Origin of the sequence: Veillonella parvula, assembly GCF_002005185.1 — a bacterium.
In the GTDB taxonomy this organism is placed as follows: domain Bacteria; phylum Bacillota; class Negativicutes; order Veillonellales; family Veillonellaceae; genus Veillonella; species Veillonella parvula_M.
Window position 1 is genome coordinate 1151355 of record NZ_CP019721.1, and the last position, 13348, is coordinate 1164702.

Genomic DNA, 13348 nt, shown 5'->3' on the forward strand with positions numbered 1-13348 from the left:
GGCATAACAATGGCAGAATTAGAGTTAGTATGTGTGCCAACACGTATCCTTACAGATAATGATGACATCGTTGATGCTATCGTTGAATTTGGCGGACATAATATTGGACCTGAAGATATCGTATGCGTTGCTGAATCTGTAGTAGCTATTACGCAAGGTCGTTTTACACGTCCTGAAGAGCTAAATGTGTGCTGGCAAGCTCGTTTAATTAATCGTTTTATCCATCCAGATGGATCCATGGCATCTATTTATGGTATGCAATCGGCTATGAATTTGGATGGTAAATGGAAGGTATTAGGTGCTTTTATTTTAGGGGCTATTGCTAAAATTTTCCGTAAACCAGGGGTATTCTATGCAATTGCTCGGGCTGCATCCTTAACAGATGATGTAACGGGGACTATGCCTCCATTTGATAAGCACATTGTATTTGGTCCAAAGGATCCGGATAAAGTGGCTGAGAAAATTGTATCTCGCACTGGTTGTTACGGTGCCGTTGTAGCTGATGTTAATGATTTGAAACGGTCCGCTATTTTAGGTACAAGTCGTGGAATTGACGCTAAAAAAATTGCACAATTGTTGATTGATAATCCATTTGGTAACGATAGTCAAATGACTCCGATTGTTATCATCAAAAATTACGCATCTGTATCTGGTAAATAACAGAAGGCTGTACTCATCACATAGAGATGGGTACAGCTTTTTTATATAATGAGCCTGAATATGGACTATACGCAGATTTGAATAGGGATTGCATATTAGATCAAATAGAGAGTATATGGTAGCTTAAATGGAGTTTTCTTTACTACGTTTTGAGTTTGTATGGATTCTTTATTAATACTAAAAGGAGGTTATATGTTACTAGGGTTAGACGTAGGTGGAACTTTTACCGATGCGGTTATCATTGATGCCCATCGTGTAGTGGCAACTGCGAAGAGGCGGACTACAAAGGATAATCTAATGAATGGTATAGGTGAGGCCTTAGATGCGGTTTTGGAGGGCTATGATACATCAAATATTGAACAAGTAACCTTATCTACTACCGTGGTGACAAATACCATCGTAGAAGCGAAGGAGCAAGTAGTAGATCTCTATGTGATTACAGGTCCAGGCCGTAATGTAGATGATATATTCCCCGTGGAACCTATATATCTTCAAGGTTATACAGATCATAGAGGTATCGTTGTAGAGCGTACCCCTGCTGATGCTGTACGTGGTATAGCCAACATGGTTCAAGCACGTAGTGGTACCGATTTGGCTGCTGTGTCCGCTAAATTTGGGGTGCGGAATCCTCAAGAAGAACTATCTATTACAGAGGAATTGAAAAATACGTATCATACAATTTCTAATGGCAGTTTATTAAGTGGTTCTTTAAATTTCCCTCGTCGTACTATTAGTGCTTATTTTAATAGCGCTGTGACACCCGTATTTACGGTGTTTAAGAAAAATGTTGAAGATGCTCTCAGTGCACGGAATATATTGGCTCCACTTCACATTTTAAAGGCCGATGGTGGTTCTCTACCTATGGAGCATATGGTGAGTCGTCCAGTAGAGACTGCCTTTACAGGCCCTGCTGCAACAGTTCTTGGACTATCGGCTCTCGGCGTTATAGGTAATAAGCATACAGTGGCTCTAGATATTGGGGGTACTACAACGGATATATCCCTTTGGAAGCATGGTAAACCATTGATGACAAAAAATGGTGTATCTATCCGTGAGTATCCAAGTGCAGTGCGATCCTTCGCCGTTACTTCCGTCGGTATTGGTGGGGAATCTGTAATTCGCCTTAAAAATGGTAATCTTACCGTAGGTCCTGAACGAGTGGGACCATCAGTGGCTCTAGGTGGGATAGAACCTACCTTGGGGGATGCACTTATCGTGCTCGGTCACGCGAACTATGGCGACTTTAATCTAGCATCACGAGCTTTACAAGATTTAGCAGATGCTATCCAGGCTACGTTGCAATCTAATAATGTAAATACCTTAAATAATCAACTAACTCTTATTAAGACCTCCTCTGATGTAGCAAGACTAATCCTACAAAATGCGTTGGAAACGATTCAACGTGGCGTAGATGAGGTTATAACGGTTGAGAATAAACGCCCTATTTATGTGGTGGCAGATATTGTAAATCCTGATATATTTGTGCCTGAACATATTGTTGTAGTAGGAGGCACGGCGCCAAGTCTCGGAGCGAGCATTGGAGAATATATGGATTTACCTATTACGATTCCAGAAAATGCAGCCGTAGCGAATGCTATTGGTGCTGCGCTAGCTTTATCTACCATCGAACTCACTGTTCATGTAGATACAAAACGTCGTTTGCTTGTTATTCCTGAATTAGGTATTAAACAGCAAAATTGTACTTTAAAACGAGCGGAACAAGTTGTGGAACGAGCAAAAGAAACTCTTAGTGAAGAGGCGATACGTTTAGGTTTAGATACGGTGCAAGAGATAGAGGTCATTAGCATTGAGGATTTCCCTGTAGTAGAGGGATGGCAATCTATGGAGCGTTTAATTACTGTGAAAGTACAACTGGCGGCGGGGGTGAAACACTATGTGGAATAAAGGACTATCCTATCGAGAGCGTCATGGTATTCTGAATATGGATACTAAACAGGATGAGGCTACGAGCTCTACTATTGATAAAGCTAAATATCATCACAGTTTAGGCCTTGTCTTTTTCCCTGCGTTTGACTGGAAAATTTCTGAAACACATCCTGAACGACAAGAGCGTTTACTCTATACGCGAGATCAAATCGTAGAGGAAGGTCTGTTAGATATACCCAATATTAGAGAATATAATCCAATAGTAGCGGATTGGGATACAATAGAGCGGGTTCACGTTGGTGCTCCAGATTTAGAGTCTTGGGTGACTGAAGCTCATCGGGTATCTGCTGGAGGTGCTATTGCGGCAGCTGATGCAGTCATGCGCGGTGAAGTAGACCGTGCTTTTGCGTTAGTAAGACCACCAGGTCACCACGCAATGGCTATGGTTCATGGTATTCGTGGCTTCTGTACGATTAATATTGAAGCCGTTATGATTCAACACATGCGCCAAACCTATGGAATCAAACGCATTGCCGTAGTAGATACTGATGTACATCACGGTGATGGCTCTCAAGATGTGTTTTACCACGATCCAGATACATTGTATATTAGCTTTCACCAAGATGGACGAACCCTCTATCCAGGAACAGGCTTTATGGATGAATTTGGTGGACCTCAGGCTATCGGTAGTAATATAGATATTCCACTACCTCCTGGTACCGGTGACGAAGGTTTGATGAAGGTCATGCGTGAGCTTGTATTGCCTATTCTTGAAGAGTTTAATCCAGATATCGTCATTAACTCGGCAGGACAAGATAATCACTTTAGTGATCCGTTGGCTAATATGCAGGTAACTGCGAAGGGGTATGCAGAATTAGTCGATTTGTTACAAGCGGATATAGCTGTACTTGAAGGAGGCTATTCCGTACAAGAAGCGTTGCCATATGTAAATACGGGTATCATTTTATCCATGGCAGGTCTTGATTATAGCAAAGTCGTAGAACCTGCCTTTGATCCTGTTAAATACAAACAGAGTCAAAATGTAACTAGTTACATAGATGATTTAATCGCCAAGTGGAAAATACAATGGGCTAACCGGCATAAGATGGCCGAAGACGAGCGCGTACGTGCAGGGGATGTTTGGTCTAATCATTATAACGTGTACTACGATGAAACGGGTGTACAAGAGGAGCGACTTGAAAAGGTGCGCATGTATGAAAACAAAGTAGGCTGGCATAGCGTGCTTTCACGAGGACAATATGGACCGTATGGACCGCAAAGTGTATATGCTATGTTCATTCCTTGGCAAGCAGATGGAGGGACGCGTCAAGATGCTATTGTAGAAGCAAAACGAGCCAAAGCAGAAGGGGGAGCTAGCCGTTATGTTGTGGTGGATCCACTCGGCAACGGCCAATATGAACTATAATGTTAATCTCCGTAAATGATAACGCGAGTTATCATGTTAGAATCGCGAATTACAATATAATTCGTAATGCTGAAAAATAGTAAAATTGTGATATAATATAAGAAATAACGCCCCTTTATGTAAGGGGCGTTCTAATATTTACTTTTAGAATGGTGAGGTTCCTATGCGCAGCGATAATAGAACAGCCGGTCAATTGCGACCTATTAAAATAACACGGAATTTTACAGAGTATGCAGAAGGTTCTGTACTCATTGAGTGCGGTAAGACCAAGGTTATCTGTACGGCCACTGTTGAGGATTCTGTGCCGCGCTGGCTAAAAGGTTCTGGACAAGGATGGGTAACTGCGGAATATTCCTTATTGCCACGTTCTACGCAAACTCGCGTGAGTCGTGAGGCCGCAAAGGGGAAGCAAACTGGTCGTACCGTAGAAATTCAACGTCTTATCGGCCGTGCTTTGCGCGCTGTCGTAGACCTTGAAGCCTTAGGCGAACGCTCTATTACTATTGATTGCGACGTTATCCAAGCGGATGGCGGTACGCGTACAGCATCTATTACGGGTGCTTTTGTAGCCCTCGTTGATGCAGTAGACTTCACCTTTGGCGGAGCAGGAAAATTCCCAATTACTGATTTTTGTGCAGCCATCTCTGTAGGTATTGGTCCAGAAGGTCCTATTACGGACCTTTGCTATGAAGAGGATAGTGCTGCCATCGTAGATATGAATGTAGTTCGTACCGGTTCTGGCAATATGGTTGAAGTACAAGGTACAGGCGAACACGGTACCTTTAACCGTGATGAACTCAATGTTTTACTTGATCTAGCAGAAACTGCTACTGATGAGTTCATGGCTAAACAACGTGAAGTACTTGGTGCGACAGCAGATAAAGTTGGTAAGGTATATCCAACAGCGCCAGAGGTGTAAGATGGAACAATTTGTACTTGCTACAGGCAATAAAGGAAAAATTCGTGAGTTTTCAGAGGCATTCTCTCATTTGTCTATCGATTGCGTACCTGTGAAAGAAGTGATTTCCGTTGAGGAACCAGAGGAAACTGGCACCACCTTCATGGAAAATGCTCTGTTAAAAGCTCGATACTACGCTAAGGCTACAAATCGACCTTGTTTAGCTGATGATTCTGGTCTTACTGTAGATGTTCTTGATGGGGCTCCAGGTGTATATTCTGCGCGTTATGCAGGTCATCATGGTGATGATAATGCAAATAATGAGAAATTAATTCGTGAACTACAGGGTAAACGTGACCGTACAGGCCATTATGTATGCGCTTTAGCGCTTGTATATCCTGATGGTCGAGAAGTTACTGCGGAAGGCTATTGTGATGGACTTGTTCAAGATGAGCCAAAAGGGGAGAATGGTTTTGGCTATGATCCATACTTCTATGTACCTGAATTTGAAAAGACGATGGCAGAGCTTAGCATCGACGTAAAAGAAACGATTAGCCATCGTGGTCGAGCATTACGCGAATTAATTAGTAAGCTTTGATATTTCTGAACTATATGGTATAGTTCATATAAATATATAATATAGTGGCATTAGAGATTAAATACAATGAAACGAATTGGAATTTTAAGTGATACTCATGGGTATCTAGAGGATATCGACCTCGTCTTGGCTGCTACCGCTGATCAAGACATTGATATGTGGCTTCACGCTGGTGATTTTGGAGATGACGCACGCTATATGCAGGAACATACGGATATTCCTGTATATGCTGTACGTGGGAACAACGACCGTGTGCAACCGCTTGAACCACGAGAGCAATTAATTCCTCTTGAAGATACCTATATTTACATGACACATGGTCATGAGGTATCATATTATAATCGAATACAAAAATTGATTGAGTTAGGAACTGACATGGGTGCACGACTCATCGTGTCCGGTCATAGCCATCATCATGGGGAGGTTCGTGCCCGTGATGCGGTATTTGTAAATCCTGGTAGTATTTCTTTGGCTCGTGATCGCTCCGGTGGTACCTTTGCCATCGTTACCTACGATAATGGACAGTTTGATGTAGAGTTTGTGTATAAACAAGATATTGTTTAGTTATATGGTGAAAGCTTCGGTTTTGAAACTTTCAAAGGAATAGTAAGTCTATGCATGGAAAGGGTTATGACATATCATGGATACACCAGTTAAAGCAAAGCCTAAAATGAAGTTATATGGTTTTAACAATCTCACAAAGACATTGAGTTTTAATATTTATGATATTTGTTATACTCGTACGGAAGAAGAAAAAAAACAATATATTCAGTACATTGATGAAGTATACAATGCGGATCGTTTAACGGCTATTTTGACGGAAGTTAGCCATATTATCGGCGCTAACATCCTTAATGTAGCGAAACAAGATTATGATCCTCAAGGTGCGTCTGTTACGATTTTAATTTCTGAAGAGGAAATTGAAAAAGAAGATGTAGTTATGCATCTAGATAAATCGCATCTTACTGTACATACGTATCCTGAAAGCCATCCGCACAAAGGGATTAGTACATTCCGTGCCGACATTGAAGTGTCTACATGTGGACAAATCTCTCCGCTAAATGCACTTAATTATTTAATTCAAAGTTTTGACTCTGATATTCTTACCTTGGATTATCATGTACGTGGCTTTACTCGGGACGTGTCTGGTAAGAAAATTTATATTGATCATCGCATCAATTCTATTCAAAATTACATCAGTGCAAAAACTCGCAACATGTACAACATGATTGATGTAAATGTATATCAAGAAAATATTTTCCATACAAAGATGATGTTAAAAGAATTTGATTTAGATAATTATCTCTTTGGCATCACTGAGTCAGAGTTGAGCGATCGTGAAATCAAGCAAATTAAACATCAATTAAAACAAGAAATGATGGAAATCTTCTATGGACGCAATTTGCCATCTGTAAAAGCTTAAAGACAGCTTTTATAACATTGATGTGACAGCTTTTATCGTATAATACGAAGATAGATTTGAAGTAGATAAGCTTTATATGGTTTATCTACTTTTTTATAATTTACTTTATTACTACGGGAGCTTAATCTTTATTACTACGGGAGCTTAATGATAGTTGTTTTTAAAAAATTCGAAAAACTATATCGAAAAAACTTGAATTATGATTTAGCATTTTGTATAATACAATTAGTTAAAGGTATAAATTACCGACTCTAAAGAGTCCGAGTGTATCCACAAAGGAGAATTGTTATGGACGTACGTGAATTAGCTGTACAAAAAAAACGTGAATTAAAAGGTTTCCTTACTGTAGGAACAAAATATGAATTAAAAGACGCTCATGATTTATCTGTAGCTTACACACCAGGTGTAGCAGAACCATGTTTGCGTATTAAAGATAATGAAGCAGAATCCTTCGAATTAACTTGCCGTTCCAACATGGTTGCCGTTGTATCTGACGGTACTCGTGTACTTGGTCTTGGTGATATTGGCGCTGCAGCAGCATTGCCAGTAATGGAAGGTAAATCCTTATTGTTCAAAAAATTCGGTGATGTAGACTGCATTCCATTGGTTGTAGATACAAAAGATGCTGATACATTGATCAACACAGTAAAATTGTTGCAAAAAAACTTTGCTGGTATTAATTTAGAAGATATTTCCTCTCCTAAATGTTATGAAGTTGAAAATCGTTTGAAAGCAGAATTAGAAATTCCTGTATTCCACGATGACCAACATGGTACTGCTATCGCATGTTTAGCTGGTGTAAAAGGCGCTCTTCGTTTGGTTAAAAAGGATTTAGCTACTGCTAAAATCGTTGTAAACGGTGCTGGTGCGGCGGGTGCTAATATTGCTCGCTTATTATACCTTGCAGGTGCTCGTGATATTACATTGTTGGTATCCTCTGGCGTATTGCATAAAGACTACAAACGTCTTGACTCTTTACAAGCTGAATTAATCGATTTACTTAAACTTGAAGAAAAACATGGCGATTTGGCTGAAAATGCTAAAGGTGCTGATATTCTTCTTGGTGTATCTGCAGCAGGTGCTTTTACAAAAGAAATTTTGGAAAGCTTAGCTGACGATGCAATTGTATTTGCAATGGCTAACCCTAACCCAGAAGCAACATATGCTGATATGAAAGCTGCTGGTATCCGTGTTGCTGGTACAGGTCGTTCCGACGCTCCTAACCAAATCAACAACGTAGCAGTATTCCCAGGCGTATTCCGCGGTGCTATCGACGTTCGTGCGTCTCAAATCACTGATGAAATGAAATTAGCTGCTGCTGACGCTTTGGCTCACTTGATTCCTGATAGTGAATTGAACGAAGAAAACGTAATGCCATCCGTATTCGATCCTCGCGTAGCTCCAGCTGTTGCTAAAGCAGTTGCTGAAGTTGCTGTAAAACAAGGTATTGCTAAAAATCCTCAAGCAATAGAAGATGGTAGCTACGAAGGTTAATTTATTTGCTTTACTAGCATTTTATAATTTTATATAACCATAGAACAATACAACATGCACCTCGAAAGGGGTGCATGTTTTTATATGATCGATTAAGTATATGATTGGCTTTATACTATTAGGGCGAATAATCTATAGATTAAAATGATATAGAGGCGTAGGCGTATAGGATAATAGAAGTAAGGATAGATATATATTAAAGAATGTATTAATGTATCAGTAAAAAAATTAATGAAGTTGTAAAAAAGTACTTGTCACTAGTTTCTATCAATGATATAATAATTTTCGTTGCAGAGCGATACTCAAGAGAGTAAGAACTCAGCAAGAGTAGTGGTTGACATCAACTACCGGGTTTGCTATAATAGCAAAGTAATTAATGACGGGGCATAGCGCAGTTTGGTAGCGCACCTGGCTTGGGACCAGGGGGTCGCAGGTTCGAATCCTGCTGCTCCGACCATTTTTTATTTGCGGGTGTAGCTCAATGGTAGAGCCCCAGCCTTCCAAGCTGGTCGCGAGGGTTCGATTCCCTTCACCCGCTCCATTTTTTTTTGCCTTTTTTAGGGTATACTAAGATAGGGTGTAGTTGACGATACATAGTACATAATTTATACTATAATAGATAATTATATAGGGAATCCACATGGTTCAGTAGCTCAGTTGGATAGAGCAACGGCCTTCTAAGCCGTGGGTCGGGGGTTCGAATCCCTCCTGGATCACCACTAAGAATGCAGTCACTGCAAGGGTTTACAGCCTTTGCAGTGACTTTTTTATTATCCTGAAACAGTGCGATAATATAAATTTACGCAATCGTTTGCGCAATTAACTATGCTATCGATTTTGAGTTAAGAATCAAATTATAGATAGATATTTTCTACTAATTGGAATTCTTCTTTTTTATCATTGATTGGATGAGCATAGACCTTTATAATCATTTCTGTTGTATCATGGCCTACTAATTTTGCAATAGTGGTATATGGTGCGTTTGCATTTATAAGATTACTAATATAGGTATGACGGGCTGCATGAGAAATAAGAGGTTTATTAATATTGAGTTGTGTTCCAACTGCTTTAAAATAGCGATTAGTAAAGTTCTTTTTTTTCAATAGGGCCTGTTCCAACTTGATTAGCTAAAACCCATTTACTCTTAGAGTTCTCTTTTGCTTCTAGTAGTAATTTAACTAACTTAGAGCTAGTGAAAGGAACTACTCGGTTACTGCTTTTTGTCTTAGTTGCTTTACGTGCTAGTCCTAATTCTGTTTTACCCCATGAAGCGTTGATATGAAGTTCTCCATGTTTATCGTCTAATATCTCTACTTTATTCCAGTATAGCGCCTGTAATCCTCCAATTCGAATACCTGTTTGAAACAATAATAATATTGTATATTCCAGATTGTGCCCTTTAAAGTAGTCTAAGAATAAATTGACCTCTTCATGTGTTAACGCTTGTTTAGGATGGAGTGGGGCAGTAGTATTTGGTTTGATTATCCCATCATAAAAGTACTGAGGGATTAAGTCTAAACTATATAGTTTTCGCAACGTCTGCCGTAATATAACAAAGTTTTTTTGATAGCCGTTGTATGCTGATCAATAAACCTTTGTATTAATCCTTTATTAAGTTTTTTTATGGCAATTTTACTAAAGTAAGGTTTAAATCGTGATTCAATAAGATGAAGTTAGAACTTTTTTGTAGCAGTGGCTTTATCTCGTTTTGTAAAGCAATGGAGACAAAAAGAGTAATAGTTTTTATCCGCTGCAGTATTTGATGATTTTAGTTTTAACTTTCTTGCTGCTAATTCATTGATATAATTTAGTTTATAAACAACTTCATCACGCTTCATAATTATCTTTTGTCGATGTTTTCGTAGCTTTTTTACTGGTAAAACTTTTAGAATTATAATTTTTCCGTTTTCATCTATATATAAAGGTAGATTACGGAGGCAGTAATAGCGAATCCCACTCTTTTGTAGGATATTAGAAATACTTCCTTTACTTATAGGAAGTGGAAACATATAATCTCCTTTCTACGATCGGAGCGTATTTGTCCGAGAATGTTGGAATATAGTTTTCTTCGATAAGTAAATTGAGTTATTTGATGAAACAAAAATTTACAGCTACAGTGCTAGTATCTAATAGTATAGAGTCTTAAGTGCATTAAGAGAGAATTCATGTTATAGTAAATTTAAAGAGGTGAGAATAATGGAACATTACATTGAAATTATTGTTATGCTAGCACCTGGATTTATTGCTAAGGAAGTTGCTAGAGCATTAGGAAATGTGAAATCAAGAAGTAGTTCGATAGACCAAATATTAAATTATTTTGTATATAGTATTTTTTGTTTTTTTACAACGCTACTTATATATACAATTATCAATAAGTTGCTTGGTATTGATAGCCTGCAATATTTTCAACTTGTATTCTTGGCCATATTAAGTGGGGTTAGTGTCGGATATGCTTGGCAGTCAATAGTAAAAAAAAATGTTAAGCGTATAATCGATAAGTATACAAGTGCGAATAATGGTTATATGTATTTTCAAGAAGATAGCATGCTCAATAATTGTATGTTAGATGGCAAAGATCATTTAATTCAAATAATTAAGTCAGGGAATGTGATAGCAACAGGGAAATTTCTAGGAGCAACATTTTCGAATGAAGATACTACTGAAATAAAAATAGATAGCCATCCAGTGTATGCTAGCTGGCTATCTGATGAAAGATATAGTGAGTCTTTTGGATACCTACATTCTATATTTGATATTAAAAATGATATCGAAGTTAGAGAATATGACTATCCAAATGGTTTCTTTGAAGAGGGATTCTCAGCAGATAAAATTACTTCTTCGGAGTAGGTGATGGGGGTGGCGGAGCAGGACGAACAGGCTTGCCACTAGTAGTTTTTTGTGCTCCGTCTCTGCGTTCGTATCCTTCGTTGATAGGATTTTGAGAGTTTTTAGCCATAATATTCCTCCTTTCTATAAAGATATTTTTATTATATCAAAATTATATTGATATGGACTCATTTTTCTAGATATATTATTTACTAGACAAAATACATGGATGTTTCCTTGTATTTTATAGGGGGAGCATCCCTTTTATTGGATGCCGAATAGGAATTACTATTCTCGTTTAAAATAGAAGATAGTAATTATTCGCGAAGAAAGGTAAAGAGCCGCCTAATGATAAAATGAAGCTGGACTAGAAATCACAATATTTCATCATAGGAGGTAGAATGTTGTCCAGATCATATTCACAAGCTAGTAAAAATTCCACTTAATTTAAGTATATTGAGTTTTATGGGAGGTTTAAAGAATAGCCTCAAGATATTCCATAAACATGCCAATTTAAAATATAAGAATGTGGAAATAGATATTGATCTGCACCCATTTTCTTGGATAGATATAATTAAGCTACTCTTGGGGAATGAGTTCGGTATTCTACCGGACTCATTCCTTTTAATTTGTACGCCGAATAGGTATGACTAATCCCCCAGTTAAACTGGGGGTCAGTAAAATTTCTTAGAGAAAAGGAAAGAACCTCCTAGTGCTAAAATGGAGATGGTCTGGCAACCACAACATTTCAACATAGGAGGTTCAATGTCAATGAATGACGTAAAAAGCTTATCACATAGTAAATGGAGATGTAAATATCATATTGTTTTTGCTCTAAAGTATAGAAGGCAAATAATTTATGGTCGGATAAAAGCTGATGTAGGTAAAATCCTAAGAGATTTATGTAAGAGAAAAAATGTAGAAATTATCGAGGCAGAATGCTGTCCAGATCATATACATATGCTAGTAACGATTTTACTACATTTAAGCATATCGAGTTTTATTGGATATTTAAAAAGCAAAAGTAGCCTCATGATATTCGATAAACACGCAAATTTAAAATATAAGTATGGAAATAGACATTTCTGGTGTAGAGGATATTATATGGATACGGTGGGATGATATGAAGGAGCGATAAAAGAGTATATTCGCAATCAACTACAAGAAGATATAGCACAAGATACACTAAACTTTAAAGAATATACCGACTCGTTTACAGGTGAGCTGGTAAAATAGACAAAATAAAAGCCTCCGAGTAGGGGGCGGCCAGTGGTAATAGAGTGGTTGTCAGATCATTCAATGCCCTCTTTAGAGGGCCACCACTAGAGAAAGACCCTTATAGGGTCAAATCATAAACACCCGTTCTACGGGTGGTTATGATTTGAGCTTAATGCGTTTTGTATTGTAATTCAAGACATAAAAAACTGCACCTCCAAAAATTGTGTCCAATTTTCGGGGTGCAGTTCATATCACCTTACGGATTTTTTCTTAATATTTTTTAAAAAAGTACATCATGAGAGGCCCAATAAGCACCTAGAATCATTGCGTTTGAATGTGTTTTGTTATTAAAGTCTATCGCCTTAGGTGTATCGTATTGAGAACCCGAAGTCCAATAATACCGTTGTTTATACTTATTGTACTGAAAATAGTAAGTAGTTATAGTTTGTTTGCCACTATTAAGATTTCCGATTACATTTATTGCCCATACGGTTGCAAAATTATCGTCTTTTACGAATGTAGCACTACTAGTATCAGCATAGTATTTACCATCCATATACTGTGAAATAAAAATCATTTGTGCATCCACTGTATTTAATTGTACATTGAACCCAAAAAGTGATAGCGTTAATAGTGCAATTGCATAAAATTTCTTCATAATATCCCCCATACAAGCAAAAAAATTCATATTATGCTCATGTTTATTATTGCATATAACTTTAAAAATGAAAAGAAGGAGTTTTATATAGATCGTTTATGACTTAGAGTTATCTATTTATTGATGGATTTTTTTGTGTAACTACTTTTATTAAGCATCTAGTAAGTTATTACTATAATTTGTAATAACTAAGGAGACTTTTAGGTGAATAAACCCAGTGTTTATCTGTCTTTTGACCTATAAATCGAATTGGTCAAATA

General features: G+C 37.9%; 14 protein-coding genes, 3 tRNA genes and 1 pseudogene. 14 read left to right on the forward strand and 4 right to left on the reverse strand.

Annotated features, from left to right (window positions below; genetic code table 11):
* The first annotated feature begins 9 nt into the window (after window positions 1-9).
* The 11 genes from B1A77_RS05340 to B1A77_RS05390 all read left to right on the forward strand — a co-directional run bounded on the left by B1A77_RS05340 (window position 10) and on the right by B1A77_RS05390 (window position 9105).
* Window positions 10-660 (forward strand): coenzyme F420-0:L-glutamate ligase, encoded by a 651-nt coding sequence (locus B1A77_RS05340; protein ID WP_004693597.1) that lies wholly within the window; start codon window positions 10-12, stop codon window positions 658-660.
* Between the two features lie 192 nt (window positions 661-852).
* Complete coding sequence (locus B1A77_RS05345; protein WP_077708200.1) at window positions 853-2565, forward strand: hydantoinase/oxoprolinase family protein; 1713 nt, start codon at window positions 853-855, stop codon at window positions 2563-2565.
* Window positions 2555-3973 carry a histone deacetylase family protein gene (locus tag B1A77_RS05350; RefSeq protein WP_077708201.1) on the forward strand — a complete coding sequence of 473 codons (1419 nt, stop codon included), beginning with the start codon at window positions 2555-2557 and terminating at the stop codon, window positions 3971-3973. Before B1A77_RS05345 ends, B1A77_RS05350 begins: the two co-directional genes overlap by 11 nt.
* Before the next feature lie 163 nt (window positions 3974-4136).
* A complete protein-coding gene (gene rph / locus B1A77_RS05355) occupies window positions 4137-4892 on the forward strand; it encodes a ribonuclease PH (RefSeq protein WP_077708202.1) in 756 nt (251 codons plus the stop codon).
* Window position 4893: 1 nt separating this feature from the next.
* Window positions 4894-5469, forward strand: a complete 576-nt coding sequence (locus tag B1A77_RS05360; RefSeq protein ID WP_077708203.1) for an XTP/dITP diphosphatase — start codon at window positions 4894-4896, stop codon at window positions 5467-5469.
* A gap of 66 nt (window positions 5470-5535) precedes the next feature.
* Window positions 5536-6033, forward strand: a complete 498-nt coding sequence (locus tag B1A77_RS05365) for a metallophosphoesterase family protein (protein WP_004693585.1) — start codon at window positions 5536-5538, stop codon at window positions 6031-6033.
* Between the two features lie 76 nt (window positions 6034-6109).
* Window positions 6110-6892, forward strand: coding sequence for an adenosylmethionine decarboxylase (gene speD / locus B1A77_RS05370; RefSeq protein WP_008715652.1), 783 nt, complete (start codon window positions 6110-6112; stop codon window positions 6890-6892).
* Between the two features lie 288 nt (window positions 6893-7180).
* Window positions 7181-8386, forward strand: a complete 1206-nt coding sequence (locus tag B1A77_RS05375; RefSeq protein ID WP_004693580.1) for an NAD(P)-dependent malic enzyme — start codon at window positions 7181-7183, stop codon at window positions 8384-8386.
* Window positions 8387-8766: 380 nt separating this feature from the next.
* Window positions 8767-8843: transfer RNA gene (locus B1A77_RS05380), tRNA-Pro, on the forward strand.
* 10 nt (window positions 8844-8853) lie between these two features.
* Window positions 8854-8927 (forward strand) — tRNA-Gly (locus tag B1A77_RS05385).
* 101 nt (window positions 8928-9028) lie between these two features.
* Window positions 9029-9105: transfer RNA gene (locus B1A77_RS05390), tRNA-Arg, on the forward strand.
* A 135-nt stretch (window positions 9106-9240) separates the two neighbouring features.
* Here B1A77_RS05390 and B1A77_RS10255 read toward each other — a convergent pair.
* From B1A77_RS10255 to B1A77_RS05405, 3 genes are all read right to left on the reverse strand, one after another.
* Entirely contained in the window at window positions 9241-9489 is a 249-nt protein-coding gene (locus tag B1A77_RS10255; RefSeq protein WP_180773335.1) for a tyrosine-type recombinase/integrase, read from the reverse strand.
* Window positions 9467-9922, reverse strand: a complete 456-nt coding sequence (locus B1A77_RS05400) for a site-specific integrase (RefSeq protein ID WP_187658817.1) — start codon at window positions 9920-9922, stop codon at window positions 9467-9469. Before B1A77_RS05400 ends, B1A77_RS10255 begins: the two co-directional genes overlap by 23 nt.
* 137 nt (window positions 9923-10059) lie before the next feature.
* Complete coding sequence (locus B1A77_RS05405) at window positions 10060-10395, reverse strand: hypothetical protein (RefSeq protein WP_077708207.1); 336 nt, start codon at window positions 10393-10395, stop codon at window positions 10060-10062.
* Window positions 10396-10582: 187 nt separating this feature from the next.
* On the opposite strand from B1A77_RS05405, the gene B1A77_RS05410 reads away from it, so the two are divergent.
* The 3 genes and pseudogenes from B1A77_RS05410 to tnpA all read left to right on the forward strand — a co-directional run bounded on the left by B1A77_RS05410 (window position 10583) and on the right by tnpA (window position 12448).
* A complete protein-coding gene (locus B1A77_RS05410) occupies window positions 10583-11233 on the forward strand; it encodes a hypothetical protein (RefSeq protein ID WP_077708208.1) in 651 nt (216 codons plus the stop codon).
* Between the two features lie 432 nt (window positions 11234-11665).
* The gene (locus B1A77_RS10285) at window positions 11666-11866 is read left to right on the forward strand and encodes a hypothetical protein (protein ID WP_418369007.1); all 201 of its coding nucleotides are present in this window, start codon (window positions 11666-11668) and stop codon (window positions 11864-11866) included.
* Between the two features lie 117 nt (window positions 11867-11983).
* Window positions 11984-12448 (forward strand): annotated as a pseudogene (tnpA, locus tag B1A77_RS05420) (IS200/IS605 family transposase).
* A gap of 262 nt (window positions 12449-12710) precedes the next feature.
* Here tnpA and B1A77_RS05425 read toward each other — a convergent pair.
* The gene (locus B1A77_RS05425) at window positions 12711-13088 is read right to left on the reverse strand and encodes a hypothetical protein (RefSeq protein ID WP_101928978.1); all 378 of its coding nucleotides are present in this window, start codon (window positions 13086-13088) and stop codon (window positions 12711-12713) included.
* Between the last annotated feature and the right edge of the window lie 260 nt (window positions 13089-13348).